General features: G+C 74.2%; 27 protein-coding genes. 18 read left to right on the top strand and 9 right to left on the bottom strand.

Annotated elements, in window-relative coordinates:
* Window positions 1-46: 46 nt before the first annotated feature.
* From VNF07_12620 to VNF07_12595, 6 genes are all read left to right on the top strand, one after another.
* Window positions 47-634: a helix-turn-helix domain-containing protein gene (locus VNF07_12620; protein ID HVB07081.1), complete on the top strand. Its 588-nt coding sequence runs from the start codon at window positions 47-49 to the stop codon at window positions 632-634.
* A 78-nt stretch (window positions 635-712) separates the two neighbouring features.
* Complete coding sequence (locus VNF07_12615; GenBank protein HVB07080.1) at window positions 713-2,179, top strand: DHA2 family efflux MFS transporter permease subunit; 1,467 nt, start codon at window positions 713-715, stop codon at window positions 2,177-2,179.
* 10 nt (window positions 2,180-2,189) lie between these two features.
* Entirely contained in the window at window positions 2,190-3,098 is a 909-nt protein-coding gene (gene pdxS, locus VNF07_12610; GenBank protein ID HVB07079.1) for a pyridoxal 5'-phosphate synthase lyase subunit PdxS, read from the top strand.
* Window positions 3,095-3,730 (top strand): pyridoxal 5'-phosphate synthase glutaminase subunit PdxT, encoded by a 636-nt coding sequence (gene pdxT / locus VNF07_12605; protein HVB07078.1) that lies wholly within the window; start codon window positions 3,095-3,097, stop codon window positions 3,728-3,730. Before pdxS ends, pdxT begins: the two co-directional genes overlap by 4 nt.
* A gap of 36 nt (window positions 3,731-3,766) precedes the next feature.
* Window positions 3,767-4,216, top strand: coding sequence for a VOC family protein (locus tag VNF07_12600; protein HVB07077.1), 450 nt, complete (start codon window positions 3,767-3,769; stop codon window positions 4,214-4,216).
* Between the two features lie 113 nt (window positions 4,217-4,329).
* Window positions 4,330-6,159, top strand: a complete 1,830-nt coding sequence (locus VNF07_12595) for an FAD-binding protein (protein ID HVB07076.1) — start codon at window positions 4,330-4,332, stop codon at window positions 6,157-6,159.
* 37 nt (window positions 6,160-6,196) lie between these two features.
* Here VNF07_12595 and VNF07_12590 read toward each other — a convergent pair whose 3' ends face one another.
* A complete protein-coding gene (locus tag VNF07_12590) occupies window positions 6,197-6,391 on the bottom strand; it encodes a heavy metal-binding domain-containing protein (protein ID HVB07075.1) in 195 nt (64 codons plus the stop codon).
* A gap of 223 nt (window positions 6,392-6,614) precedes the next feature.
* Between VNF07_12590 and VNF07_12585 the strand changes: the two genes are divergently transcribed.
* The gene (locus tag VNF07_12585) at window positions 6,615-8,198 is read left to right on the top strand and encodes an ABC transporter substrate-binding protein (GenBank protein HVB07074.1); all 1,584 of its coding nucleotides are present in this window, start codon (window positions 6,615-6,617) and stop codon (window positions 8,196-8,198) included.
* 25 nt (window positions 8,199-8,223) lie between these two features.
* Here VNF07_12585 and VNF07_12580 read toward each other — a convergent pair whose 3' ends face one another.
* From VNF07_12580 to VNF07_12570, 3 genes are all read right to left on the bottom strand, one after another.
* Complete coding sequence (locus VNF07_12580) at window positions 8,224-8,415, bottom strand: hypothetical protein (GenBank protein ID HVB07073.1); 192 nt, start codon at window positions 8,413-8,415, stop codon at window positions 8,224-8,226.
* Between the two features lie 312 nt (window positions 8,416-8,727).
* On the bottom strand, window positions 8,728-10,218 hold the full coding sequence (guaB, locus tag VNF07_12575) for an IMP dehydrogenase (GenBank protein ID HVB07072.1): 1,491 nt from the start codon (window positions 10,216-10,218) through the stop codon (window positions 8,728-8,730).
* Between the two features lie 78 nt (window positions 10,219-10,296).
* Window positions 10,297-10,923, bottom strand: coding sequence for a transglycosylase family protein (locus tag VNF07_12570; protein ID HVB07071.1), 627 nt, complete (start codon window positions 10,921-10,923; stop codon window positions 10,297-10,299).
* 356 nt (window positions 10,924-11,279) lie between these two features.
* Between VNF07_12570 and VNF07_12565 the strand changes: the two genes are divergently transcribed.
* On the top strand, window positions 11,280-12,197 hold the full coding sequence (locus VNF07_12565; GenBank protein HVB07070.1) for an aldose 1-epimerase family protein: 918 nt from the start codon (window positions 11,280-11,282) through the stop codon (window positions 12,195-12,197).
* A 15-nt stretch (window positions 12,198-12,212) separates the two neighbouring features.
* Here the strand turns inward: VNF07_12565 and VNF07_12560 are convergent, their stop codons facing one another.
* Window positions 12,213-14,585, bottom strand: coding sequence for a [protein-PII] uridylyltransferase (locus VNF07_12560; protein ID HVB07069.1), 2,373 nt, complete (start codon window positions 14,583-14,585; stop codon window positions 12,213-12,215).
* 300 nt (window positions 14,586-14,885) lie between these two features.
* Here VNF07_12560 and VNF07_12555 point away from each other — a divergent pair, with 300 nt between their 5' ends.
* From VNF07_12555 to VNF07_12510, 10 genes are all read left to right on the top strand, one after another.
* Window positions 14,886-15,182, top strand: coding sequence for a hypothetical protein (locus VNF07_12555; protein ID HVB07068.1), 297 nt, complete (start codon window positions 14,886-14,888; stop codon window positions 15,180-15,182).
* A gap of 11 nt (window positions 15,183-15,193) precedes the next feature.
* Window positions 15,194-16,591, top strand: a complete 1,398-nt coding sequence (locus VNF07_12550) for a DUF4331 domain-containing protein (protein ID HVB07067.1) — start codon at window positions 15,194-15,196, stop codon at window positions 16,589-16,591.
* 3 nt (window positions 16,592-16,594) lie between these two features.
* The gene (locus VNF07_12545; protein HVB07066.1) at window positions 16,595-16,903 is read left to right on the top strand and encodes a hypothetical protein; all 309 of its coding nucleotides are present in this window, start codon (window positions 16,595-16,597) and stop codon (window positions 16,901-16,903) included.
* 62 nt (window positions 16,904-16,965) lie between these two features.
* A complete protein-coding gene (locus VNF07_12540) occupies window positions 16,966-17,196 on the top strand; it encodes a twin-arginine translocase TatA/TatE family subunit (protein HVB07065.1) in 231 nt (76 codons plus the stop codon).
* 129 nt (window positions 17,197-17,325) lie between these two features.
* Complete coding sequence (locus tag VNF07_12535) at window positions 17,326-17,493, top strand: hypothetical protein (protein HVB07064.1); 168 nt, start codon at window positions 17,326-17,328, stop codon at window positions 17,491-17,493.
* 35 nt (window positions 17,494-17,528) lie between these two features.
* Window positions 17,529-18,221 carry an SOS response-associated peptidase gene (locus VNF07_12530; GenBank protein ID HVB07063.1) on the top strand — a complete coding sequence of 231 codons (693 nt, stop codon included), beginning with the start codon at window positions 17,529-17,531 and terminating at the stop codon, window positions 18,219-18,221.
* A gap of 128 nt (window positions 18,222-18,349) precedes the next feature.
* Complete coding sequence (locus tag VNF07_12525) at window positions 18,350-19,093, top strand: hypothetical protein (protein HVB07062.1); 744 nt, start codon at window positions 18,350-18,352, stop codon at window positions 19,091-19,093.
* Window positions 19,068-20,654 (top strand): DNA polymerase Y family protein, encoded by a 1,587-nt coding sequence (locus VNF07_12520; GenBank protein ID HVB07061.1) that lies wholly within the window; start codon window positions 19,068-19,070, stop codon window positions 20,652-20,654. Before VNF07_12525 ends, VNF07_12520 begins: the two co-directional genes overlap by 26 nt.
* Before the next feature lie 54 nt (window positions 20,655-20,708).
* Window positions 20,709-24,071: an error-prone DNA polymerase gene (locus VNF07_12515; GenBank protein ID HVB07060.1), complete on the top strand. Its 3,363-nt coding sequence runs from the start codon at window positions 20,709-20,711 to the stop codon at window positions 24,069-24,071.
* 41 nt (window positions 24,072-24,112) lie between these two features.
* Window positions 24,113-24,646: a MaoC family dehydratase gene (locus tag VNF07_12510; protein ID HVB07059.1), complete on the top strand. Its 534-nt coding sequence runs from the start codon at window positions 24,113-24,115 to the stop codon at window positions 24,644-24,646.
* A gap of 22 nt (window positions 24,647-24,668) precedes the next feature.
* On the opposite strand, the gene VNF07_12505 is transcribed toward VNF07_12510, so the two are convergent.
* From VNF07_12505 to VNF07_12490, 4 genes are all read right to left on the bottom strand, one after another.
* The gene (locus tag VNF07_12505; protein HVB07058.1) at window positions 24,669-25,106 is read right to left on the bottom strand and encodes a VOC family protein; all 438 of its coding nucleotides are present in this window, start codon (window positions 25,104-25,106) and stop codon (window positions 24,669-24,671) included.
* A gap of 83 nt (window positions 25,107-25,189) precedes the next feature.
* A complete protein-coding gene (locus VNF07_12500; GenBank protein HVB07057.1) occupies window positions 25,190-26,056 on the bottom strand; it encodes a polysaccharide deacetylase family protein in 867 nt (288 codons plus the stop codon).
* 1 nt (window position 26,057) lies between these two features.
* The gene (locus tag VNF07_12495) at window positions 26,058-26,468 is read right to left on the bottom strand and encodes a hypothetical protein (GenBank protein ID HVB07056.1); all 411 of its coding nucleotides are present in this window, start codon (window positions 26,466-26,468) and stop codon (window positions 26,058-26,060) included.
* Window positions 26,465-26,803 (bottom strand): STAS domain-containing protein, encoded by a 339-nt coding sequence (locus tag VNF07_12490; GenBank protein ID HVB07055.1) that lies wholly within the window; start codon window positions 26,801-26,803, stop codon window positions 26,465-26,467. The genes VNF07_12495 and VNF07_12490 overlap by 4 nt, the downstream gene beginning before the upstream one ends.
* Between the last annotated feature and the right edge of the window lie 44 nt (window positions 26,804-26,847).

Genomic DNA, 26,847 nt, shown 5'->3' with positions numbered 1-26,847 from the left:
GGTGGGGAACGTTGACAGAGTTGTGAGTGGTCACTAACTTATCGTCATGGCCCTCACCCCGACCCGCAGCGGCATGCGGATGTCCGCCGACGAGCGGCGCCAGTCGGTGCTCGCCGCCGCCGTCAGCGAGTTCGCCGTCGGCGGCTACCGGGGGACCTCGACCGAGGACATCGCGCGCCGGGCGGGGATCTCCCAGCCCTACCTGTTCCGGCTCTTCGGGACCAAGCGCGAGCTCTTCCTCGCCGCGGCCCGGTCCTGCTTCGCTCGGGTGTGGGCGACCTTCGAGCGGGCGAGCGAGGGGCTCGAGGGCGAGGAGGCGCTGCTCGCGATGGGCCTCGCCTACGGCGGGCTGCTCGCCGACGCCGAGCTGCTCCGCCTGCAGCTGCACACCTTCGCGGCGAGCGCGGACGAGGAGATCCGCGCCGCGGTCGCCGCTGACTTCGCGGCGCTCGGCCGCTTCGTCCAGTCCCGCACGGGGGTCGACGCGCAAGCGCTGCGCAGCTTCTTTGCCACCGGGATGCTCTACAACGTGATCGCGGCCCTCGACCTCGCCACCCAGGACCCGCTGTGGGCGGACGTCCTCTGCCCACTCGGCGAGGCCGCCCCCGCCGCCGGCGGGGACGCCCGCGCCTGAGCAGCGCATCCGTGAGGGCGTTCGGCGCGGCGTGAAATCTAGTGACTACTAACTAATAAGCAGGGAAAGGAGCAGGCGATGGCAGAGACGATGACCCTCGGGGCGCCAGCGCGCGCCGCCGGAGCGCATGGCCACCCGGTCCGGGCGACGGTGGTCACCGGCGCGGCGCAGTTCATGGCGGCGCTCGACAACCTCGTGGTGACGATGGCGCTTCCCGTCATCCGCCGCCACCTGCACACCGGCTTCGCCGGCCTCGAGTGGACGGTGAACGCCTACACCCTGTCGTTCGCGGTCCTCCTCCTCGGCGGCGCCGCCCTCGGCGACCGCTTCGGGCGGCGCCGGATGTTCATCGCCGGCCTGGCGCTGTTCACCGGGGCCTCGGCTGTTTCGGCGCTGGCGCCGAACATCTCCGTGCTGATCGCGGCGCGCGCCCTGCAGGGCGCCGGTGGCGCGCTCATCGTGCCGCTCTCGCTCACCCTCCTCAGCGCCTCGGTGCCCGCAGCGCGCAGGAACCTGGCGCTCGGCATCTGGGGCGCGCTCTCCGGCCTCGCGGTGGCGATCGGCCCGCTCGTCGGCGGCGCGGTCGTCGAGGGGCTCTCGTGGCAGTTCATCTTCTGGCTGAACGTCCCGATCGGTCTCGCCCTCATCCCGGCCGCGCGCTTCGGCCTCGGGGAGTCCCACGGCGCCCCCCGCCGCCTCGACCTGCGCGGCATCGCGCTCGCGAGCGCCGGACTGTTCGGCATCGTCCTCGGCCTCGTGCGCGGCGGCACGGTCGGCTGGGGGAGCAGCGAGGTGCTCGCCTCCTTCGTCGGCGGCGTCGTGCTGCTCGGCACCTTCGTGGCGCTCGAGCGGCGGTTGGCCGAGCCGATGCTGCAGCTCGAGCTGTTCAGCAAGCGCAGCTTCTCGGTGATCAACGTGGTCGCGATGCTCATGAGCTTCGGGATGTTCGGTGCGATCTTCCTCCTCGCCCAGTACCTGCAGACGGTCCAGCACTACAGCCCGCTCGACGCCGGCATCCGCACCCTCCCCTGGACGGGGATGCCGGTGATCGTCGCCCCGATCGCTGGCCTGCTCGTCGAGCGGGTGGGTGCGCGGGTGCTCGTCGGCATGGGGCTCGCGCTGCAGGCCGTCGGCCTCGCCTGGTTCGCGGCGATCCTCCAGCCCGGCACCCCCTACGGCGAGGTGGTCCCCGCCTTCGTCGTCTCGGGGATCGGCATGGCGCTGTTCTTCGTCCCCGTCGCCTCGCTCGTCCTCGGTTCGGTCCGCCCCGACCAGGAGGGCATCGCCTCGGGCACGAACAACGCGCTGCGCGAGCTCGGCGGCGTCTTCGGGGTCTCGGTCCTCGGGGCGATCTTCACCGCCACCGGCTCGTACGCGAGCGGTACGGCCTTCGTCGCCGGCCTCATCCCGGCGGTCGCTGTCGGGAGCGGCGTCGTCTTCGTCGGTGCCCTGCTCACGCTCCTCCTGCCGGGCCAGCGGCGCGCCGGCACGGCCGCGCGCGCCGCGGAGCGGCCGGCGGTCGGGGTGATGGCGGTGGCGAGGTAGTTTTCTCACCATGACGAGCGATTCGACGACCGGTGAGGGCACGCGCACGACGGCGACGGTGCGGGTGAAGCGGGGACTCGCGGAGATGCTCCGCGGCGGCGTGATCATGGACGTGGTCACCGCCGAGCAGGCCAAGATCGCGGAGAACGCCGGCGCCGTCGCGGTGATGGCCCTCGAGCGGGTCCCCGCCGACATCCGCCGCGACGGCGGCGTCGCGCGCATGAGCGACCCCGCCCTGATCACCGCCATCGAGGAGGCCGTGACCATCCCCGTGATGGCCAAGGCGCGCATCGGCCACTTCGCCGAGGCGCAGATCCTGCAGGCGCTGCGCGTCGACTACGTCGATGAGAGCGAGGTCCTCACCCCCGCCGACGAGGCGCACCACATCGACAAGTGGGCCTTCCAGGTCCCCTTCGTCTGCGGTGCCACCAACCTCGGAGAGGCGCTGCGGCGGATCTCGGAGGGGGCGGCGATGATCCGCTCCAAGGGCGAGGCCGGGACCGGCAACGTCGTCGAGGCCGTCCGCCACCTCCGTCAGATCCTCGGCGACATCAAGAAGATCGCGACCGCCGACTCCGCCGAGCGCTACGGCTGGGCCAAGGAGCTGCAGGCGCCGATCGACCTCATCGAGGAGGTCGCCGCCACCGGCAAGCTCCCCGTGCCGCTGTTCTGCGCGGGCGGCCTCGCCACCCCCGCCGACGCCGCCCTCGTGATGCAGCTCGGGGCCGAGGCGGTCTTCGTCGGCTCGGGGATCTTCAAGAGCGCCGAGCCCGAGCGCCGGGCGCGGGCGATCGTCGAGGCGACGGCGCACTACGCGGACCCCGAGATCCTCGCCAAGGTGTCGACGGGCCTCGGGGAGCCGATGGCGGGCGCGGAGATCGCCGGCCTGCCGCTGCGCCTGCAAGACCGGGGCTGGTGAGCGGCGGCGCCCCGCGCGCCCTCCCGGTCAACCTCCCACCCGTCGGGGTGCTCGCCCTGCAGGGCGACGTGCGCGAGCACCGCGCCCTCCTCGAGGGTCTCGGCGCGGAGGTGGTGGAGGTGCGCACCCCCGCCGAGCTGGAGCGCGTCGGCGGCCTCGTCCTCCCCGGCGGCGAGTCGACGACCCTCGGGATGCTCCTCGACTCCTCGGGGCTGCGCGAGCCGCTCGCGGCGCGCCTCGCGGCGGGGATGGCGGCCTTCGGGACCTGCGCCGGGATGATCCTCCTCTCGCGCGCGGTGCTCGACGGGCGGGCGGACCAGGTGCCGCTCGGCGCGATCGACATCACCGTGCGGCGCAACGCCTTCGGCCGCCAGGTGGAGTCCTTCGAGTCCGACCTCTCGGTCTCGGGGATGGCGGGCACGCTGCACGCCGTCTTCATCCGCGCCCCCTTCGTCGAGGCCGTCGGCGGCGGCGTCGAGGTGCTGGCGCGCGTCGAGGGGCCCGTGGGCGGCCTCCGCCCGGTGGTCTGCGCGCAGCGCAACGTCCTCGTCGCCGCCTTCCACCCCGAGCTCTCCGGCGAGGTGCGCCTGCACCGGCGCTTCCTCGACATCGTCGCCGCGTCCCGACCGTAAGCTCGCGCGCCGGAGAGCGGTGAGAGAGGTGGCGTGATGCAGGTCAAAGAGCTCGGGCACATCGTCTTGTACGTGAAGAACCTCGAGCGCTCGGTCCACTTCTACCGAGACGTCCTCGGCTTCGCCCCGATCGTGAACGAGGGCGCCGGCTGGCGGGCGCAGGCCTTCACGAGCGGCCGCACCCACCACGAGCTGCTGCTCATCGAGGTCGGCGAGGACGCCCCCCACCCCGGCAGCGGACGCCGCGCCGGCCTGTACCACTTCGGGCTGAAGGTCGGCGACAGCGACGACGAGCTGCGCGCCGCGCTCGACCAGCTGGTCGCCGAGGGGGTGCACGTCGTCGGCTCCTCGGACCACACGGTGACCCACAGCCTCTACATCTTCGACCCCGACGGCAACGAGCTCGAGCTCTACATCGACGTCCCCGGCGTCGACTGGAGCAACCCCGCGGCGGTGCTCGCGCCGGTGAAGGCCCTCCAGCTCTAGGCGGCACCCCGGGCGGCACTGTCGGCGGTGCCGGCGGCGGTGCTAAAAACGTCGCGATCTCTCCCTACGGCGTCGTGGCCGCGTCATCCGGCGCGTCCCGGGAAAGGGGCGTCATGCCCGAGCGTCCGGAGGCCGCGAGCGGCCCGGGGCTGCGCGTCGCGGTCCTCATCAAGCAGGTCCCCCTGGTCGACGGCAACAACGAGCCGATGAAGCTCGGCCACGACGGCCGCCTCGAGCGCGGCGGCATCGAGCTCGAGATCAACCCCTTCTGCCGGCGGGCGATCACCAAGGGCATCGAGTTCGCCGCGGGGGCGGGAGGGCGCTCGCTCGTGGTCACGCTGGGGCCCCCCTCGGCCGAGGACGCGCTGCGCGAGGCGGTGGCCGCGGGCGCGAGCGACGCGGTGCTCATCACCGACCCCGCCTTCGCCGGCTCGGACACCCTCGCCACCTCGCGGGCGCTCGCCGCGGTGCTCACCGCCGAGGGGCCCTTCGACCTCGTCCTCGCCGGCCTCTACTCCGTCGATGCCGACACCGGCCAGGTCGCCCCCGAGCTCGCCGAGCTGCTCGGCCTGCCCTTCGTCTCGGGGGCGCGCGAGATCGAGCTGCGCGGCGAGCGGCTGGTCCTCGACTGCGAGCGCGACGACGGCCTGCTGCGCGCCGAGGTGAGCCTCCCCGCAGTCGTCTCGGTCGCCGAGCGCCTCACCTACCCCGCGAAGCGCGACCCCGCAGAACGCGCCGCGGTCGACGCAGCGAAGGTCGCGGTCCGCAGCGCGGGCGACCTCGGCCCCGGCCCCTGGGGGCAGGCGGGCAGCCCGACCGAGGTCGGCGAGGTGCGCTTCCTCGAGAGCCCCCGCCTCGGCCGGCGCCTCGAGGGGAGCCTCGCCGAGCAGGTGGAGGAGCTGGTCGGCGCGCTGCTCGAGCGCGGCGTCCTTACCGAGGGTGACCACCACCTCAGCCGGACGCCGGTCCCGGAGCCCTCGGGCGGTGCGCCCGCGGTCCTCGTCGCCCTCGAGCCCGGCCGCCACCGAGGGGCGCGCGAGCTCCTCGGAGGGGCCGCCCTCGTGGCGCGCGCCCTTGGCGGACGGGTCGTCGCCGCCGGGGCGATCGACTTCGACGCCCGCGAGCTCGGTGCCGACGGCGCCGACGAGGTGATCTGCTACCGCAGCGCGGACGGCCGACCGCTCGCCCCCGAGGACGTGGCGCACGCGCTCTGCGCCTACGCAGAGGCGGAGCAGGTGCCGGTCGTCCTCGGCCCCTCGACCTCGTGGGGTCGCGAGGTCTGCTCGCGCCTCGCGGCGCGTCTCGGCGCCGGCCTCACCGGCGACGCGAGCGCGCTCGAGATCCGCGGCGGCCGCCTCGTCGCCTGGAAGCCGGCCTTCGGGGGCCAGCTCGAGGCGGCGATCACCGCGTCGACGCGCACGCAGTGCGCGACGGTCCGCCCGGGGGCGCTGCCCCTCCTCGTGCCGCGCGCCGCCGCGGCGGTGGTGCGCGAGGAGCTCCTCACCCCTGCCGGGCGGGTCAGCTACCGCGACCACCGTCGGGACGGGGAGTCCGAGCTTCTCCCCGCCGCCGAGGTGCTGATCAGCATCGGGGCGGGGATGGACCCCGAGCGCTACGGGGAGGTCGAGGAGCTCCGGCGCGCCCTCGGCGCCGAGCTCGTCGCGACCCGCAAGGTGACCGACAAGGGCTGGCTGCCGCGGACGCGCCAGGTCGGCCTCACCGGCATCCACCTCCACCCGCGGCTCGTCCTCGGCCTCGCCGTCGCCGGCAAGGTCAACCACGTCGTCGGCCTCCGTCAGGCGGGGACGATCGTCCTCGTCAACACCGATCCCGAGCTGCCGGGCTTCGAGGCCGCCGACTACGGGGTGGTCGGCGACTGGGCGGAGTTCGTGCCGCTCTTCCTCGAGCGGGTGCGCCCGCTCCTCGCCGCCTCGCCGGGCTGAGGCGCGCCGGCGCCCCGATCGCCTCGGGGTGCCGTCCTCAGGTGCGCAGCGGGAGCGTGAGCGAGACGGGGACCGACGAGACGGTCCCGTCGATGCGGCGCACCGCGGTCCCGAGCGCGAGGAACTCGGTCGCGTGCTCGCCCCAGACATGGTTCGACACCCCGGCGCGCACGCCGACGAGGCCGTGCGCGCCGTGCGCGTCGGCCTCGGCCTGCATGCGCGTTATCGCCAGCTCGCGCCGACCGGTCCGGGTGACGGCCGCCTCCCCGGGGGGCCTGGCCTGCGGCTCGCCACCGTGCGTGGCCCTCGCCGGCGCCGGCGGGCGTTCTTGACCCCTCTGGGCGGCCGGGTAATACTGCGATTAGGTGACGAAGCCGCAAAAGTTTGTCAACACAGGCCGGGGGACGGTCGGCGGGCGCAGTTCGCCACCGCGGTCGCGAACGAGGGGGGAACCGATGCGACGGAGGCGACCCGCGCGCGGGGCCGCCCTCTGCTGCCTGCTCCTCGCCCTCACCGCCGGCGCCGCCTCGGGCGCCGCGGCCCTGACGGTCGGGCCGCGGGGCCACCTGAGCGCCGGGCGCTCGGGGGGCCACCTCACGGTCGTCACCGTGCAGGCGGGCGGGAGCTGGGTCGGGATGGACCCCTTCGCCCCCGCCCTCGCCCCCGGGACCGCGGCGCTCTTCCCGGTCTACGACGCGCTGTTCAATGTCGACCCGGTGACGAACGCGATCCGCACCAACGCCCTCGCCACCGGCTACCGCATCGGTGACGGGGGGCGGACGATCACCATCAGCCTGCGCCGGAACGTGAAGTTCCAGGACGGGACGCCCTTCGACGCGCAGGCCGTGGTCTGGAACCTCGAGCGGTCGATGAGCCCCGCTGTCGCCTCGCAGTGCGAGCCCGACCTGCAGGTGGTCTCCAAGGTCGTCGCGAGCGGCCCCTACCAGGTGGCCCTCCACCTGAGCTCGCGCGACGCGGGCCTCCTCGCTCTCCTCGCCACCCAGCCTTGTGCCCTCATGGTCTCGCCGACGGCCTACCTGAGCGAGGGGGCGAACTTCGCCGAGGACCCCGTCGGCACCGGGCCCTTCGCCTATGCGGGCGGCCTCCCCGGCACGGTCGCCGACTTCACCCGCTTCGACGGCTACTGGGGCGGCCGCCCCAAGCTGGGCGAGATCACCGTCGAGGCGGTCGAGTCCGACGGCGCCGCCTACGCGACGCTCCACTCGGGCGCCGCGCAGGCCTGGCTCTCCTCGGCCGACACCGCCGCGGCGCCGGACATCCTCGAGGCGAGGCACGACCCGGCGCTGGTCGTGACGAGCGGCCGCGCCCCCTCGATCACCCACGTTGACTTCGCCTTCACCCACTCGCCCTTCGACAACCCCGTCGTCCGCCAGGTGGTGACAGCGGCGACCGACGCGAAGACGATCGACCTCACCCTCTACCACAACCTCTTCCGGCCGATCGAGGGGGTCTTCCCCCCCTCCAGCTGGGCCTACTCGGGCGGCACGGAGAAGAACTACCCCGCCTACGACCCGCGGCAGGTGGCGAGCCTGCTCGCCAAGCTCGGCAGTGTGAGCTTCACGATGCTCGTTGCTGACACTCCCGCCCAGCTGCAGCTCGCCGAGGCGTTGCAGGCCCAGTGGCAGTCGGTCGGGATCGACGCGCAGATCAGCCCCGTCGCCCCCTCGGTGCTCCTCAGCGACCTGCACACCCTCAACTACCAGGCGGCGCTCACGACCTCGCCGGCGCTCCCGGATCCCGACGACATGGTCTATCCGTGGTTCTACTCCTCGAGCCCGTTCACCGAGAACGGCATGAACAGTCCGGCCGTCGACCAGTACATCCGCACGGGGCGCGCCGACTACGGCTCGAGCGCCCGGCGCGCCAGCTACCTCAAGCTGAACAGCCTGCTGTCGGGCCTCGCGCCCTGGGACGACATCGCCGCGATGAGCCCCTACAACATCGTCGCCAAGGCGGTGAAGGGGATCCCCGTCGACCCCTACTCGCGCTTCCCCTGGCAGAGCATCTCGCTCGGCTGACCCGCCGCGGGGCGCCCGCCTCGGCTCAGTGGGGGACCAAGGCAGCGGGGTCGGCGGCGAGGCGGCGGACGTGCGCGGGGAGGTGCCCGCTCGCGATCTCGGCGAGCGTCGTACGCTCGAGGACCGCCCGCAGCGCGGCGCGCACCGCGATCCAGACGTCCTGCAGCGAGCGGGCGGCGCCCTCGTAGGCGGTGTGCTCGGGGCGCTCGCCGCGCACCTCCGCGAGCGCGGGCCGTCGATCGCCCGCATCACGTCGGCGACGGTGATCTCGCCGGCCGGGCGGGCGAGGCGGTAGCCGCCCTCCGAGCCGCGCTGGCTGGCGACGATCCCCGAGCGTCGGAGCTCGGCGAGGATGCCCTCGAGGAACTTCACCGGAGCTGCTGGCCGGCGGCGAGCGCCGCCCCGAGACGGCGGTGCCGTCGCCGGCCGCGAGCGAGACGAGGGCGCGGACCGCGTAGTCGACCTTCGCGGAGATGTGCATCGGCCCCCTCAGCGACGGGGGGGAGCTCGCCGGCCGGTGCCGGCGCGGTCACAGCTCGCTCGCCCAGTAGTTGGGCGCGTCCACCACGCCCTGCAGGTCGTGCGGGTGGCTCTCGCGGTTGGCCATCGAGGTCACCCGCGTGAACTTGGCCCGCTCGCGCAGCTGGGTGATGGTCCGCGTCCCGCTGTAGCCCATCGCCTGGCGGAGGCCGCCGACGAGTTGATGGACGACCTCGCCGAGCGGGCCGCGGTAGGGGACGTTGCCCTCGACCCCCTCGGGGACGACCTTCTCGGCCTCGACGACGTCCTCCTGGGAGTAGCGGTCCTTGGAGAACGAGCGCGAGGACATCGCCCCCATGCTCCCCATCCCGCGGTAGCGCTTGCGCGGCTGGTTGCCGATCATCGTGATCTCGCCGGGGCTCTCGTCGACGCCGGCGAAGAGGCCGCCGAGCATCACCGCGTGCGCCCCCGCGCCGATCGCCTTCGCGATGTCGCCCGAGTAGCGGATGCCGCCGTCGGCGATGATCCCCACCCCGTGCGCGCGCGCCTCGATCGCGCACTCGTGGATCGCCGTCCACTGCGGCACCCCGATGCCGGTGACGACGCGCGTCGTGCAGATCGCGCCGGGTCCGATCCCGACCTTCACCACGTCGGCGCCGGCCTCCGCGAGGGCGCGCGTCGCCTCGCGCGTCGCTACATTGCCGGCGAAGATCACGCCGGTCCGCCAGTTCTCGCGCAGCTCCGCGACGGTCTCGATCACCCGCCGGGAGTGGCCGTGCGCGGTGTCCACGCAGATCACGTCGATCTCGGCGTCGATCAGCGCCTTCGCGCGGCTGAGGCCGTCGATGCCGACGCCGACGGCGGCCGCGACCCGCAGCCGCCCCTCGGAGTCCTTGGCCGCCTGGGGGAAGTTCTCCTGCTTGGTGATGTCCTTCACCGTGATGAGGCCGCGCAGCCGCCCCTCGCCGTCGACGATCGGCAGCTTCTCGACGCGCGCCCGCTGCAGCAGGCGCCGCGCCTGCACGAGGTCGGTGCCGATCGGCGCGGTGACGAGGCCGTCTGAGGTCATCACCTCGCGCACCGCGGCGCTCGCGTCCTCGTGGAAGCGCAGGTCACGGTTGGTGATGATGCCGACGAGGTGGTCGTCCGCGTCGACGACGGGGACGCCGGAGATGTGGAAGCGGGCCATCAGCTCGCGCGCCTCGGCGACGGGCCGCTCGGGGTGGATCTTCACGGGGTTGAGGACCATCCCCGCCTCGGAGCGCTTCACCTTGTCCACTTCTTCGGCCTGGTGCTCGACGCTCATGTTGCGGTGGATGACGCCGAGGCCGCCGAGGCGGGCGATCGCCACCGCGAGGCGGGCCTCGGTGACGGTGTCCATCGCTGCCGAGAGCAGGGGGATGTTCAGCGAGAGGCGGTCACAGAGCGCGGTCGTCGTGTCGGCTTCGTTCGGCAGCACGTCGGAGGCTTGGGGGACGAGCAGGACGTCGTCAAAGGTGAGCGCGAGCTCGAAGGGCGACTCGGGCGCTGCGTCGAACAACTTCGGCCTCCTCAGGTCCGCCGGTGTTCCCTCCAACCCTACCGGGCCGGAGGCACCGGCGGCCTGAATTCGCCGCCGTCAGCCGAGGCCGAGCTGCACCGAGCAGGAGGGCCAGGAGTGCCACCCGCCGTTCGCCTGCAGGCGCTCGGCGAGGGTGTCCTGGACGGTGTACGGAGCCTGGTTGGGGAGCCCCGCGCCGCCCATCGCCCGCCAGGTCGAGAGCGAGAACTGGTAGGCGCCGTAGTAGCCGTTGCCGCTGTCCTCGCGGTAGTTGCCGCCCGACTCGCAGGAGCGGAGCTGCCGCCAGACGCCCCCCGCGGGGATCTCGGCGTGGGCGAGGCGGACTGCGCCGGCGGCGTGGCGTGCGGCCGCGAGGCGCGCCGCGCTGAGGCGGAGCGCCGCCCGGTGTGCCGCCGCCCAGCGCGCTGCCGCGCGGTGCTCGGCGGCGCGCCGCTCGGCTGCCCGGTGCAGCGCCGCCCGGTGGGCGACGGCCCGCTGGTGGGCGACGCGGCGCTCGGCCGCAAGGAGCGCCGCCGGGTTGCGGCGGGCGTGGCGCAGGTGGTGCCGGTGGGTCACGGCGTGGATCGCCGCGGCCGGGATCCGCCTCCCCGCAGCAGAGGCGGCGGAGGCGAAGAAGCTGGTGAGGGTGCTGATGGCGATGACGACGCTGAAGGTCGCCTGTGCGAAGCGAGGGTGCTTGCGCATCTTTCCTCCTTGAGCCTTGGGCTCGACAGGTGGGTGGGAGATGCGGGCATCCCGTCTCGTTGCATGCGACTCGCGGCGCGGCGCCGGTAGGGCGGGCGTGCCAGGGTGTCGTTGTCCCCTACGAGGTGCAGACGGGTACGGCCCTGGGATGTGTGCGGAAGGCGGCTCCCTTTCGGGGCAGTTGGGAACCGGAGGCGGGACGCAAGCGTCCGGGCGCAAGAAGAGGCGTCGCCGGGCGCTGCGGTGACGCTCGGAGCGTCCAACCGCCGGTGGCTAGTAATGAAACTGTAGCAAACCTCACAGGAAAACGGAAGGACGCCCGCGGCCGCCCCGTCCCCGCTCGTTACCATGAGCCGGTGCTCCCGCCCTCCGGCGAGCAGTTCCTCCTCGAGTCAGGGACCGCCCGCGCCGTTGTGACCGAGGTCGGCGCGACGCTGCGCAGCCTCGAGCTCGGCGGCGAGGAGGTGCTCCTCTCCTTCGCTGAGCACGAGCTCTGCCACGACGGCCGGGGGCAGGTCCTCGCCCCCTGGCCGAACCGCCTCGGGGAGGGCAGCTACTCCTTTGACGGCGTCGAGGGCGTCGCGCCGCTCAACGAGCCGGAGCGCCACAACGCGATCCACGGCCTCGTGCGCTGGAGCTCCTTCCGCCCCGCGCTGCGCAGCGCCTCCGAGGTCGTCCTCGAGACGCTCCTCCAGCCCCAGCCCGCCTACCCCTGGCGCCTGCGCCTCGTCGTCCTCTACTCCCTCACCGACCGTGAGCTCGCGGTGACCGTGGTGGCGACGAACGAGAGCGGCCGCCCCGCCCCCTTCGGGGTGGGCTTCCACCCCTACTTCGCGGCGCCGCGCGGCGCGGGGGCGGCGGCGGTCGCGCTCCCCGCGGCGCGCCACCTGCTGCTCGACGAGCGCGGGCTGCCGACCGGCTCCGAGGCCGTCGCCTCCTCGGCGAACGGCGCGCTGCTCTCCGGTGAGGAGGCGCTCGGCGAGGCACACTTCGACGACTGCTACGCAGCGCTCCCGGCCGGTGCCGACGGCCGCTGGAGCGTTGTCTTCACCCCCGTCGCCGGCGCGCCGCGGCGGCTCGCGCTGCGCGGCGACGGCGCCTTCAGCCACGTGATGCTCTACAGCGCCGACCAGCTCAGCGGCAACGAGCGGCGGAGCGCGGTGGCGATCGAGCCGATGACCTGTCCGCCGGACGCCTTCCGCAGCGGGGAGGGCGTCGTCGCGCTGCAGCCCGCGGAGGAGTTCCGGGCCTCCTTCGCGATCTCGCTCCTCTGAGCGGCGCGGCCCCGATCAGGCGGGGGCCGCTCCCGGGCTCGCGCCGATCGCCGCCTCTAGCGCCGCGGCGACGGCGTCGGTGCGCGCCGGCGACTCGAGCTTCGCGCCCGCGGTGTCGCGGACGTAGAAGGTGTCGATCACCTCGTGGCCGAGCGTGTCGACGAGGGCCGACACGACGTCGACCTCGAGCTCGGCGAAGGCCTCGGCGATGTGGTGGAGGAGGCCGATGCGGTCCGGGACGCGCACCTCGATGATCGTCGCCAGCGCCGAGGTCTCGTTGTCGATGAGCACGTGGTGCTGGGCTGGGGTCGCCGAGGAGGGGCGCCGGCCGCGGGCGTAGGCGGCCTCCTGGCGGGCGAGCTCGTCGGCGAGGGGCATCTGGCCGTCGAGGGCGGCGGCGAGGTCGCGCTCCACCTTGGCCCAGTCCGGGAGGCGCTCGAAGACCGGCTCGACGTCGAAGACGTCGATCGCCATCTCGGCGTTCCCGCTCCCGGCGGTGGCGCGTCGCACGTTGCAGCCGTGCAGCGCGAGGACGCCGGTCACCGCGGCGAGGAGGCCGGGGCGGTCGGGGGCGACGACGGTGACCCGCTTGCCGGAGGCCTCGACGGCGAGCTTCCCGGCGGCGAGCAGCTCGCGTTGCGCCGGCGTCGGCTCGACCGCGGCGGCGACGGGGATCGGCTTGCCGTCGAGGACCTCGCCGGCGCGCTCGACGAGGCGCTGCACGAGCTCGGCCTTCCACGATCCCCAGGCGGCGGTGCCCGTCGCCTGGCCGTCCGCCTGGCAGAGCGCGGCGAGGAGCGAGAGGCGGCGCTGGTCCTTCACGAGACGGGCGACGACCGCGGCCGTCGAGGGGTCCTCGAGGTCGCGGCGGGTGGCGAACTCCGGGAGCACGAGGTGGAAGGCGACGAGGTCGACGATCGTCTCCACGTCGGGCTCGGGGAGGCCGATGCGGCGCGAGATCCGGGCCGCGACCTCCGTGCCCACCTCGGAGTGGTCCCCGGGGAAGCCCTTCCCGATGTCGTGCAGGAGGGCGCCGAGGACGAGCAGGTCGGGGCGGTCGACCTCGCCGAGGTGCTCCGCGGCGCGCGCCACGGCCTCGAGCAGGTGACGGTCGACGGTGAAGCGGTGGTAGGCGTTGCGCTGCGGCTTGTTGCGCACGGCCGACCACTCGGGGATGAGGAGCTCGAAGAGGCGGCGCTGGTCGAGCGACTCGACGACGGGGACGAGCGCGTCGCCGGTCTGCAGGAGGGCGAGGAAGGACTCGCGGGTCGCGAGGTTCCAGGGCTCGCGGGGCGCGCTCGCCCGTGAGGCGAGGCGGTCGAGGGTCTCCTCGGCGATCAGCGCATGGCGCTGCGCGGCGGCGAGCGCGACCCGCAGCAGGAGGCTCGGGTCGATGCCGGGGTCGGCGCCGGGATCGAGGGCGACCTGGCCGTTCGAGAGGTGGAGGTCGTCGCCGATCGGCCGCTCCTCGGGCTCGGTCGGAGCAAGCGTCGCACGCGCCCGCTGCCAGGCCTCCGAGGCGGTCGCCGCCACCGTGCGGCCCGCCTCGGCGACCGCGGCCATCAAGAGGTCGGCGTCGCCGAAGCCGAGGATCTCGGCGACCTGGTCCTGCTCCTGGAGGAGGAGGCGGTCGCCGGTGTTGCCGGTGCGCGACTGGAGGGCGACGCGCGCCGCGAGGATCGTCTGCTCGGCGTCGCGCACCGCCGGCGAGTTGGCCATCGGGGCGAGGGCGGGGATCGCCTCGGCGATGGCGCGCAGCGCGCCGAGGTCGCGCAGCCCCCCGGCGGACTGCTTGAGGTCCGGCTCGAGGAGGAAGGCGAGCTCGCCGAAGCTCTTGTGGCGGGCCCCGACCGATTCCTCGAGCTCGCTGAGCAGCTCGCGCGACTCCTTGCGGTAGCGGGCCCTCGCCTCGCCGAGAAGGCTCTCGGCGAGCGCCCGGTCGCCGGCGACGAGGCGCGCGTCGAGGAGGCCGAGGGCGACCTTCAGGTCCGAGCGCACCATCGTGAGCGCCTCGCCGCGGGTGCGCACGCTGTGGTCGAGCCCGATCCCGGTGTCCCAGACCGCGTACCAGAGGTGGTCGGCGACCGCCGCGGTGCGGCGGCGCCCCTTGTGGAGGAGGAGGAGGTCGAGGTCGCTCCCCGGGCAGAGCTCGCCGCGGCCGTAGCCGCCGACGGCGAGCAGGGCGAAGCCCTTGGCCTTTCCACCGGTCGCCTCCGCGAAGCGCTGCGCCAGCCACTCGTCGGCCGCCGCGGCGTAGCGGCGCGGGAACTCCGTCGCGGCGAGCTGGCCGGCGCGCACGGCCGAGAGCAGCGCCTCGCGCGCGCCCTTCAGCGCCACCGCCTCCACGCTCATTGTGATGGTGGAGGTCCTTGGCTGCTCGCTCGGCACACGCGACAGGCTATTGCCCGACGGCTCACCCGCCTTCGACGGCGCCGCGTCGCTCAGGCCGGGGTCGCCTCGAGGACGCCGGCGTGCGCGCGGCGCACATAGACCCGCTCACCCTCGCCGAGGGCGAGCTGTTCGAAGCTGCGGCGGGCGAGCTGCACCGTGGTCGGGGCCTCCCCAATAGGGAACCTCCCCCGGGGTGTCAACGCGGGCCGTCCCGCTCGCGCATCCACGGCCGGTCGCGGCTCCGTAGACACTCCGAGCGCCCGACCGCACCGGCCGGCCCGATCGCCTGGAGGTCCCTTGGAATCCATCAGCAGGAGAAGGTTCTTCAAGCAGGCGGGAGGTGCCGTCGCGATCGCCGGGGCGGCCGCGGTGGCACCCGCCGCCGTCGCGAGCGCGGTCACCGCCGGCCCGCCACGCAAGGGCACGGCGAGCGAGCCCGAGCTGCTCGCCTCCGAGCAGCTGAACGAGGGGGACAGCATCATCGCCCACGTCGTCGACCCGCAGAGCGGGGCGATCAGCCTGTTCGTCGGCACCCGCGAGGTGCTCATCCACGACCGCACCGTCGCCGCACGCCTCGTGCGCGCGACCCGCTGAGAGGACTCGCCATGTCGTCACACCGTGAAGCCCCCGAGATCGCCAAGGACCCCGTCGCCGACAGCACCGACCTGTACGCGTTCGTCAGCCCGGACAGGCCCGGCACCGCGACGATCATCGCCAACTACATCCCGCTGCAGGCGCCCGCCGCCGGACCGAACTTCTTCGAGTTCGGCGACGACGTCCTCTACGAGTTCCACGTCGACAACAACGGCGACGGCGTCGCCGAGGTCACCTTCCAGTTCGAGTTCCACAGCCAGAACACCGACCCGGAGACCTTCCTCTACAACACCGGCCCGATCGAGTCCCTCTCCAGCAAGTACTGGAACCGCCGCCAGTACTACAGCGTCACCCGCGTCGCGCGGCACGGGCGCACGGTGAGGCTGGCGAAGGACCTCATCTGCCCGCCCTGCAACATCGGGCCACTCTCCACGCCGAACTACCCGCTCCTCGCGAGCGAGGCCGTGCACCCCCTCCCGAGCGGGCGCCGGGTCTTCGCCGGCCAGCGGGCGGAGGCCTTCTTCGTCGACCTCGGCTCGATCTTCGACCTCGGCGACCTGCGCCCGATCGAGAACCTGCACGCCACCTTCGGCCTCCCGGCGCTCAAGGCCGCGGCGGGGGTGAACGCCACCGCCTCGGTGAACGTGCACAGCATCGCCCTCCAGGTGCCGATCGAGGACCTCACCGAGGGCGGCAGGATGCCCGCCAGCGCGACCTCGCCCCACGCCACGATCGGCGTCTGGACGACCGCCAGCCGCCGCCGTGCCCGCGTGCTCGGCTCGAGCGGCGGCGCAGGCGCCGAGAGCGGCCCCTGGGTGCAGGTCTCGCGCCTCGGCAACCCGCTCGTGAACGAGGTGCTGGTGCCGCTGTCGAAGAAGGACTACTGGAACGCTCAGGCCCCCAAGGACGACCACCAGTTCCTCGCCGGCGCGGCCCACCCCGAGCTCGCAGGGCTGCTCAACGTCTTGTACCCGGGCGCCTTCCCGAACCTCGCGGCCTACACCAAGGCGCGCGCCGACCTCGCGGCGATCTTCCTCACGGGGATCCCCGCCGGCGTCGTCTCCCCGGCCTTCTCGACCTTCACCGGGAAGACTGAGGCCGACATGCTGCGGCTGAACGTCGCCATCCCGGCAGCGTCCTCGCCCAACGCGCTCGGGGTCGTCGGCGGCGACGTGGCCGGCTTCCCGAACGGCCGCAGGGTCGCCGACGACGTGGTGACGATCGAGCTGCGCGCCCTCGCCGGGGCGACGATCCCGCTCGTCGACAAGAGCTTCACCCCCGACAAGGCGATCTCCGCCGTGAGCGACGGGGTGAGCGGCACGGGGATCCCGCTGCTCGCGACCTTCCCGTACCTCGGGACGCCGCACAGCGGCTACGACGTGCCGGCCGCCGCGGCCCCGGCGGCCTGAGCCGTGGCCGAGGCGGAGCTCGCGCCGAGCACCGTGGCGAGCGTCGTGCTCGACATCGGCGGCGACGTCGGCGCCCTGGTGCTGCACGCCGCCGCCGAGCGGTTCGGCGACGAGATCGACCTCAACCCCGACGACCCCGCCCGCCCGCACACCCACAGCGCGGTGCGGGAGCGCCGGGTCGGCTCGCAGCGGCGGTACGCGGCGGTCTACCCCGAGCTGCTCAAGGGCTCCTACACCCTCGCCGGCTCGGGGCAGAGGGTGACGATCGAGGGCGGGAGGATCACCGAGCTCACCTACGAGCCGGCGAAGTAGCGGTACCGAGGAACGTCATCACCCTCTCGGCAGCGCCGGGAGGCCAACCCGAGGAGGGAAAGATGCTGGCAATGATTCTTGGTCCGGACGGTCTCATCGTGGTCGTCGTCGCGGCGGCGGTGCTGCTCTTCGGCGGCGCGAAGCTGCCGCAGCTGGCACGCGGCCTCGGCAGCGCCTCGCACGAGTTCAAGAAGGGCATCGCCGAGGGCGACCCGCCCGCGGCCGAGCAGAAGAGCGTCCCCGCGGAGGGCACGACCGCCCCCGCCCCGGACGGCGCGCACTTCCCGGCCTGACCTCGGAGCCCCTCGGCGCCGCGCCGCGCCCGTCCAGTTCGACAAAGGTGCTGTTGGTAGGGTCGGTGCAACAAGAGAGGCTGGTGGCTCATGATCCGACCGACTGGAAGGTCCTCAGGGCTGCGCCCGGTGCACGGTGTGGCTGTGGTCGCGGGAGTCGCGGTGGCCGCGGTCGTCGCCTTCGTGGTGCTGTCGTCGCTCGTGAGCGTCGTCGGCTACGTCGTGAAGTTCGCCATCGTCGTGGCGATCGTCGCCCTCGTCGTGAAGCTCGTCCTACGGTCGGGGCGGCGCCCCTAGCGCACGGCAATTGCCGGGCGCGCTTCAATTGCACGGTGTGCGGTCGCTACGTCCTCACGACGCCGAGCGACGAGCTGGTCGAGTTCTTCGGGGTCGACCACAGCGTCGTCGAGCCCGCTGAGCCACGCTTCAACGTCGCACCCACCCAGCTCGTTCCGGCGGTCGCCTGCGAGTCCGACGGCACGACCCGACGCCTCGAGCAGTTCCGTTGGGGCCTCGTCCCCCCCTGGGCGGAGAGCCCCGCGGTCGGGAACCGGATGATCAACGCGCGCGCCGAGACGCTCATGAGCTCGCGGGCCTACCGGGACGCCTTCGTGAAGCGCCGCTGCCTCCTGCCCGCCGACGGCTTCTACGAGTGGCAGCGCCCCGAGGGCGGCGGGCGGGCCCCCCGCCTCCCCTGGTACTTCGCCCCCCGCGAGGGGCCGCTCCTCGCGCTCGCCGGCCTCTGGGAGCGCTGGCGCCACCCCGAGGGGGCCTGGCTGCTCACCTGCACGGTGATCACCACGCGGGCGAACTCGCTGATGGCGCCGGTGCACGAACGGATGCCCGTGCTCCTCGCCCCCGAGGACTTCTCGCGCTGGCTCGAGCGCCGTCCCCTCACCCCCGCCGAGCAGGCCGCGCTGCTCGCCCCCGCCCCCGAGGACTTCCTCACCGCCCGGCGCGTCCCGAGCGACGTCTCGAACGTGAAGAACGACGGGCCGCAGCTGCTCGCCGAGGTGGCGGGCTAGGCGCCGAGGTTCGCCTCGCCGGCGCGGCGGAGGGAGGGCGCGCTCGCGGCGGTCCCGGTGAGCGCGGCGGCGCGGGTGAGGGCCAACTATCGAACGTGTGTTCGATAGTTGGCTACAGTCGTCTTCCCATGGCCGCGGCGCCCCTTCCCCGCGCGAGCACCGAGCAGCGCGAGGAGCTGCGCGCCCTCGCCCTCCGCCATCAAGGGCCGCAGCTCGCCGGGGAGCGCTTCGTCCCCCTCCTGCCCCCGCTCGCCGCCCTCCTCGCCCTCCCTGGCCTGCAGCGGGGGAGCACGGTGCTCATCGAGAACTCCCCCTTCCCCGGGAGCACGGCGCTCGCCCTCGCCCTCCTCGCCGCGGCGAGCAGCGAGGGGTTGTGGTGTGCGGTCCTCGGCCTTCCCGAGCTCGGCCTCGCCGCTGCCGCCGAGCTCGGGGTCTGCCTCGAGCGGCTCGTGCTCGTCCCCGACGCGGGGGGGCGGGAGGCGATGTTCCTCGGCACCCTGCTCGAGGGGTGCGACGTCGTCTGCGCGACCCTGCAGCGACCGCTCCCCTCTCTCGAGGCGCGGCGCCTCACCGCCCGCGCGCGGGAGCGCCGCGGGGTGCTGCTCCTCCTCCCCCGGCGGCGCAAGCGGCGCTCCGCCCCTTCCTGGCCGGAGGGGTGCGACCTGACCCTGACGGTGACCGGGGGGAGCTTCGTCGGCCTCGGGGCGGGGGAGGGCCGCCTCGCCGCCCGCCGTCTCGAGGTGGCGGCGCGCCGCCGCCGGGGTGGCGCCGCCCGCAGCGGCGCGCTCTGGCTGCCCGCCGCCGACGGGCGCATCGTCTTCGAGGAGCCCGATTCCCGAGGCGGAGATGGCGCGGCGCTCTCGCTCGGCTGACCCGCCGCCGCCCCCGCCCCGCGGCGCGGCGCGCCCGGCGCGCGTCCTCGTGGTGCACTGCCCGGACTGGCCGGTGGTCGCCCTCGGGGAGGGTGCCGAGGCCGTGGCGGTCATGGAGAAGGGGCGCGTGTTCGCCACCTCGGCCGCGGCGCGCCGCTTCGGGGTGGCGCGCGGACAGCGTCGCCGCGATGCCCAGAGCCGCTGCCCCGCCCTCGTCGCACGAGCGCGTGACGAGGCCGCCGAGCGGCGGGCCTTCGAGCCGGTGGTGCGCGCCCTCGAGGCCTTCGGGCCGCCGGTCGCCCTCGGTCGCCCCGGCTGGGCGGCACTCCCGACGCGCGGCCCGGCCCGCTACTTCGGGGGAGAGGGGGCCTTCGCCGAACGGGTCGGCGAGGCGCTCGAGGCGCTGCTCGGGGCGGGGGCCTTCCGGGTCGGGGTGGCCGACAGCGCTTTCGCGGCGGGGCTGGCGGCGCGCACCGGCGCCCTCGTCCCCTCCAGGGAGACGGCGACCTTCCTCTCCCCTTTCCCGGTGGCGGTGCTCGGCGACCCGGCGACCGCCGACCTCCTCGGACGCCTCGGCGTCTACACCCTCGGCGAGTTCGCGGGGCTCGGTGAGCGCGACGTCCTCGCCCGCTTCGGGGTGGAGGGGGGGCGCCTGCAGGCACTCGCCCGCGGCGAGGAGGTCACCCCCCTTTCGCCGCGCGCCCTCACGGAGGCGCTCGTCGTCGAGGTGGCCCCCGACCCGCCGATCACCCGCGTCGACGAGGCGGCCTTCGTCGTGCGCGCGCTCGCCGCCGAGCTCGCCCACCGCCTCTCGGTGGGCGGCCTCGCCTGCAGCCTCCTCGAGGTGGCGGTCGAGCTCTCCGACGGGGGGCGGGTCGTCCGCCGCTGGAGCCACGAGGGCCCCTTCTCCGCCGTGCTCGTCGCCGAGCGCCTCCGCTTCCAGCTCGAGGTCTTCCTCCTCGGGCGGGGGGAGGGGGAGGAGGGCGCGAGGGAGGGGCGCGGGATCGAGGGCCTCCGCCTGGAGGCCCTCGAGGTCGCGGCGGACTCGGGCCGCGCCTTCGAGCTGTGGGGGACGCCGGTGCACGACGAGGAGAGGGTGGGGAGGACCTTCGCCCGCCTGCAGGGGATCGCCGGCCCGCAGGCGGTGCTGCGCGCCGTCCTCGTCGGCGGCCGTGGACCGGGCGAGCGGGTCCGACTCGTCCCCTTCGGGGAGGGCCTCGCCGTCGGCGAGAGCCTCGCGGGCGCCCCCTGGCCGGGTGGCCTCCCCCCGCCGTCGCCGGCCCTCCTCGACGGCCGCCCGCTCGGGGTGCTCGACGCCGCCGGCCGGAGCGTGGCGGTGAACGGGCGGGGGGCCGTCACCGCCCCGCCGGCGCTGCTCCTCGAGGAGGGGGTGGGGTGCGCCGTCGTCGCCTGGAGCGGCCCGTGGCCCGCTGACGAGCACTGGTGGGAGGCGGCGCGCCACCGTCGCCGCGCCCGGATCCAGGTCCTCCTCGAGGACGGGAGGGCGCTGCTGTTGAGCCTCGAGCAGGGCGCCTGGCAGCTCGAGGGGCAGTACGACTGACGCCAGGGGAGAGCGCCGACGCATATCGAACATACGTTCGATATCGTGCGGCCGATGGGCACCTTCAACCCGATCGTCCCGTGGTCCGAGCTCGAGCGGCGCCTCTCCGGCCGCCCCGCTGGGAAGGGGGAGCGTCCCCTCCTCGTGGGGGACGGGGGCGACGCCCCGGGCTTCTCCCGCCACCGCCCCGAGTACCTCCCTCCGCCGGCGCTCTCCCGCGCCCCGGGCACGGTGCCCTACGCCGAGCTCCACTGCCACTCCCACTTCAGCTTCCTGGACGGCGCCTCGAGCCCGGAGGAGCTCGTCGAGGAGGCCGTCCGCCTCGGCCTCGAGGCGCTCGCCCTCACCGACCACGACGGTTGTTACGGGATCGTGCGCTTCGCCGAGGCGGCGAGGGCCTTCGGCCTCCCGACCCTCTACGGCGCCGAGCTCTCCCTCCCCGGCGCGACGGGCGAGCGCGCCGAGGCGCGCGCCGGGGCGATCGACCCGCAGGGGACCCACCTCGTCGCCCTCGCCGAGGGCCCCGCCGGCTACGCTCGCCTTTCGGCGGCGATCGCTCGCGCACAGCTCGCTGGCGGGGAGAAGGGACGGCCGCGCTTCTCCTTGGAGGAGCTCGCCGCCGCGCACGGGGGGAGCTGGACCGTCCTCACGGGCTGCCGCCGGGGGGCCGTCCCGCGAGCGCTCGAGGAGCAGGGCCCGGCGGCCGCGGCGCGCGAGCTCGCTCGTCTCGTCGCGGCCTTCGGGCGCGAGCACGTCGTCGTCGAGCTCTTCGACGAGGGCGCCCCCCTCGACGGGGCGCGCAACGACGCCCTCGCCGCCCTCGCGGCGCGTGCCGGTGTCGCGCTCTGCGCCACGACCAACGCCCACTACGCGACGCCGCGGCGCTACCCCCTCGCCACCGCCCTCGCGGCGATCCGCTCCCGGCACAGCCTCGAGCAGGTGGAGGGGTGGCTCCCGGCATGGGGCGGCGCGTCGCTGCGCTCGGGGGCCGAGCAGAGCCGCCGCTTCCGCCGCTACCCCGGCGCCGTCGAGACCGCGGCGGCGCTCGGGAGGGCCTTCTCCTTCGACCTCTCCCTCCTCGCGCCGGGCCTCCCCCCCTTCCCCCTCCCCGCGGGCGAGCGGGAGATCGACCACCTCCGCCGCCTCGCCGAGGAGGGGGCGCTGCGGCGTTACGGCCCCCCCCAGGCGGAGCGGGTCCCCGGCGCCCGCCGGCAGATCGCCCACGAGCTCGAGGTGATCGAGGCCCTCGACTTCCCCGGCTACTTCCTCGTCGTCTGGGACATCGTCGAGTTCTGCAACCGGGAGGGGATCTACTGCCAGGGAAGGGGCTCGGCCGCGAACTCGGCCGTCTGCTACGCCCTCGGGATCACCAACGCCGACGCCGTCGGCCTCGGCCTGCTCTTCGAGCGCTTCCTCTCGCCGGCGCGCGAGGGGCCGCCCGACATCGACCTCGACATCGAGTCGGGGAGGCGCGACGAGGTGATCGCCTACGTCTACGAGCGCTACGGCCGTGAGCACACCGCGCAGGTGGCGAACGTCATCACCTACCGCCCCCGCTCGGCGATCCGCGACGTCGGCCGTGCGCTCGGCTACCCGCCGGGGACCCTCGACGCCTGGTCCAAGGAGCTCTCGACGCACTTCTTCGCCCACGTCCCCTCCGCCAGCGAGCCCGAGCTCGGGATCCCCGCCGAGGTGCGCGCCCTCGCCGGGGAGCTCGAGGGCTTCCCCCGCCATCTCGGCATCCACTCGGGGGGGATGGTGATCTGCGACCGCCCCGTCATCGAGGTCTGCCCGGTCGAGTGGGCACGACGCGAGGGGCGGACGGTCCTGCAGTGGGACAAGGACGACTGCGCGGCGATCGGCCTCGTGAAGTTCGACCTCCTCGGCCTCGGGATGCTCGAGGCGCTGCACCGCATGGTCGATCTCGTCGCCGCCCACCACGGGGAGGCGCTCGACCTCTCCCAGCTCCCCCAGGAGGAGGCGGTCTACGAGATGCTCTCGCACGCCGACTCGATGGGGGTCTTCCAGGTGGAGAGCCGCGCCCAGATGGCGACCCTGCCGCGCCTCCGGCCGAAGGAGTTCTACGACCTCGTCGTCGAGGTCGCGCTCATCCGCCCCGGGCCGATCCAGGGAGGCTCGGTCCACCCCTACCTCCGGCGGCGCAACGGCGAGGAGGAGGTCACCTACCCCCACCCCTTGATGAAGGCGGCGCTCGAGAAGACCCTCGGCGTCCCGCTCTTCCAGGAGCAGCTGATGCAGTTGGCGATCGACGTCGCCGGCTTCAGCGCGGCCGAGGCCGACCAGCTCCGCCAGGCGATGGGGTCGAAGCGCTCACGGGAGAAGATGGAGCGCCTGCGCGGGCGGCTCTACTCGGGGATGGCCGAGCGGGGGCTGAGCGAGGAGGTCGCGGACGCCGTCTTCGAACAGCTCGCCGCGTTCGCGAACTTCGGCTTCCCCGAGTCCCACGCCGTCTCCTTCGCCTACCTCGTCTACTCCTCGTCCTGGCTGAAGCTGCACTACCCGGCCGCCTTCCTCGCCGGCCTCCTCAACTCCCAGCCGATGGGCTTCTGGTCGCCGCAGAGCCTCACCGCGGACGCCCGCCGCCACGGTGTGGTGGTCCTCGGCCCCGAGGTGAACCGCTCCGGTGCCGAGGCCACCCTCGAGGGGCCGCCCGCCGCGCCGGCGGTCCGCCTCGGCCTCTCCTCGGTGCGCGGCGTCGGGGTGCCCCTCGCCGAGCGCATCGTCGCCCTCCGCCCCGAGGGCGGCTACGGCGACCTCGAGGCCCTCGCCGCGGCGAGCGGGGCGGGCGCCGCGCAGCTGGAGGCGCTCGCCACCGCGGGCGCCCTCGGTGACCTCGCCCCCCTCAGCGACGGCCGCTCGCGCCGCGGCCTGTCGCGACGCGAGGCGCTGTGGGCGGCGGGGGCGGTGGCGGGCGCCGCGGGGCGCCTCCCGGGCACCGCCGTCGGGGCGCACGCCCCGCCGCTCCCGGAGATGACCCCCCTCGAGGAGACCGCGGCGGACCTCTGGGCGACGGGGGTGCACACCGGTGCCCACCCGCTCGCCCTCCTGCGCCCCTTCCTCGACGGCCGCGGGGTGCGCACCGCCGCCTCGCTCGTCGGCGGGGAGGAGCAGGGAGGGAGGGTGGTCGTCGCCGGGGCGGTCACCCACCGCCAGCGCCCCTCGACCGCGGGGGGGACGGTCTTTGTCAACCTCGAGGACGAGACCGGGGTGCTGAACGTGATCTGCTCGGCGGGGCTGTGGCTCCGCTACCGCAGGGAGGCGGCCTCCCCGGCCCTCCTCGTCACCGGCCGCCTCGAGCGCTCGGGCTCGGGCGGCGAGGCGGTGAACGTCGTCGCCGAGCGCCTCGAGCGCCTCGAGCTCCCCCTCGCGCTCGCCCGCTCGCGGGACTTCCGTTGAGGGCGACTGGGGAACGCGGTCGATCTGCCATCATCGCCCCCGTGAGCCAGGCACCCGACCCGACGCCCCCCGCCGGCGAGCCGATCGTCTCCTGGGCGGGACGCTTCTTCGAGGACTTCCGCGTCGGCGACCGCTACCGCCATCCGCTCGGGCGGACGGTGACCGAGACCGACAACATCTGGATGACCCTGCTCACCCAGAACACCGCGCCCGTCCACTTCGACCGCCACTACGCCTCCCAGACCGAGTTCGGCCGCCCCCTCGTCGACTCGACCTTCACCCTCGCCCTCGTCACCGGGCAGAGCGTCGTCGACGTCAGCCAGAACGTCTTCGCCAACCTCGGCTGGGACGAGGTGCGCCTCCCCGCCCCCGTCTTCGAGGGCGACACGATCTACTCCGAGTCCGAGGTCCTCGAGGCCCGCGAGAGCCGCTCCCGCCCCGAGGTCGGGATCGTCACCGTGGCCACCACCGGCTTCAAGCAGGACGGGACGATCGTGATCACCTTCAAGCGGACCCTGATGGTCTACCGGCGGGGCTTCGGTCCGCAGGTGCGGGCGGTCGAGCCCCGGCGCTGAGGGCTCCCCCAGCCCGAGAAGCTCAGCCCGACAAGCTCGGGTCCTCGACGAACTCGAGGAGCACGCCGCCTGGCCAGGCCGGGTCGACGAAGCCGATCTCGGTGCGCCGGCTGCCCGGCCGCTTGGAGTGGTCGATCAGGGTGCAGCCCTCGCGGGCGCAGGCCGAGAGCGCGGCGTCGACGTCGTCGACGGCGAAGGCGAGGTGATGCAGGCCACCCCCCTGGCGGGCGACGAGCGCCTCGACGCCCCCCGAGGCGGTGGGGGCGAGCAGCTCGACCAGGCACTCCCCGGCCTCGAAGAAGCGCAGCTCCACGCCGGGGAGGCTCTCGTCGAGGAGGTGCGGGAGGCCGAGCACCTCCCCGAAGACGCCGCTCCCGGCGTCGAGTGCGGGCACGGCCCAGCCGAGGTGGTGCAGTCGGGTGGCGCGCCCCTGCAGGCCGATCTCATTGACGTCGAACATCGCTGTTCGCCTCCTCGGCGGCGGCGCTCTTTGCCGCCACCGGCGAAGGTTCGCGCGACTTCGCCCCCGCTGCACGGGAACGGTCAGCGCGTCGCGGCGGTGAACCAGTCGTGGATGCCGCTTCCGTCAAGGAAGGTGCAGTCGTCGCGGGCGGCCAGCAGGTCGAGCGCGGCCGTGAACGAGCCGATGCGGTGGGGGACGCCGAGGAGGTGCGGGTGGAGGGGGAGCGAGAGGACGACCGCGCCCTCCTCGAGGTCGGGGGCGAGGCCGTCGAGGGTCGCGTGCAGGCGGGCGAGGTACTCGCCCGTCGGGTATTCGTGGGCGGCGAAGAGCACCGAGTCGTTGAGCTCGAGGGAGTAGGGGACCGAGAGCACCGGCCGGGGCGAGGCCTCGAGCCAGACCGGGACGTCGTCGATCACCCAGTCGAGGACGTAGTCGACCCCTGCGCCCGAGAGGTGGTCGAGGGTGGCGAAGGTCTCCTGCAGGCCGGGGCCGAGCCAGCCCCGCACGGGCCTCCCCGAGAGGGCCGCGAGGCGGCGCAGGGACTCGGCGATCACGAGGGCCTCGTCGCCTGCGCGGTGCAGGGTCTCCTGCTCGACGCCGTGGCCGACCAGCTCGTGGCCCGCCTCGGCGAGGGCGGCCGCGGCCTCGGGGTAGTCCTCGATCACCGAGGCGTTGAGGGCGACCGTCGCCGGCAGGTGGCGGGCGGCGAGGGCATCGAGGAGGCGGGGCAGGCCGCGGCGCATGCCGTAGGCGACCCAGCTGAAGTTCGGGACGTCGGGGACGGTCTCGCTGCCGTGCGGCGCCCCGAGGATCCGCCGCGGCATCGGCCGGTCGTAGGCCCAGCTCTCGGCGTTGATCACGACCTGCACGACGAGGCGCTTGCCCGCGGGCCCCTCGAGGTCCCGTCGTGCCGGGCCGCGCGCGATCGGCGCGTGGCGACCGGTCACCTCAGTGCGCGGTCCGCCGCTTGGTAAACCAGGCCGCGGGGGCGTCCTCGCGCAGCGCGTGCGTGTCGACCAGGGCGTCGAGGATGCGCTGGGAGAACTCCTGCCCCGCCCGCTCGAGCTGCGGGGTGTCGAGGGGGAGCTCGGTGAGGCAGGCCTCGACGCGCAGCGTGTCGCTGTTCAGGGTGTAGGTGAGCTCGATCCGACCGCGCGTCGCGTGGCGCTCGATGAGCGAGAGGCACAGCTCGTCGATCGCCAGCCGGAGGTCGGCGATCTCGTCGTAGGTGAAGTCCGCGCGCGCCGCCACCGCGGCGCCGGTGGTGCGCGCGAGGGCGAGCCAGTCGGCCTCGATCGGCAGCACGAGCGTCACCTCGGTCTCCTCGTGGGGCACGAGCTCGAGGTTGGGGTGGGTCACGTACAGGCCTCCGCCCGGCTCGGGAAGAGCCGGAAGACGGTCGTCAGCCCGGTGATCTCGAAGACCTTCAGCAGGTTCGGCCGGGTGATCACGAGGCGCAGGTCACCACCCGCGCTCTCCCGGCGCTTCAGGGCGCCGATCAGGATGCCGAGGCCGGTCGAGTCGAGGAAGGTGACGTCGGAGAGGTCGAGCACGACGACCGGCGGCTCCTCCTCCTGCAGGCGGACGAGCGCCTCGCGCAGCTGCGGGCTGCTCGAGAGGTCGATCTCGCCGCGCAGCGCGAGCACCGGGACGCCGTTGTCCGAGGTCTCACTGATGTCGAGCAGCTCGTCCATCTGGCTCCTGCCGTTCTCGTGCCCGGCCGCGAGGGGTGGCCGTG

The organism is Acidimicrobiales bacterium (assembly GCA_035533595.1).
Classification (GTDB): domain Bacteria; phylum Actinomycetota; class Acidimicrobiia; order Acidimicrobiales; family Bog-793; genus DATLTN01.
The sequence above is the reverse complement of the archived record's forward strand: the minus strand, read 5'-3'. Positions and strand labels throughout refer to the sequence as shown.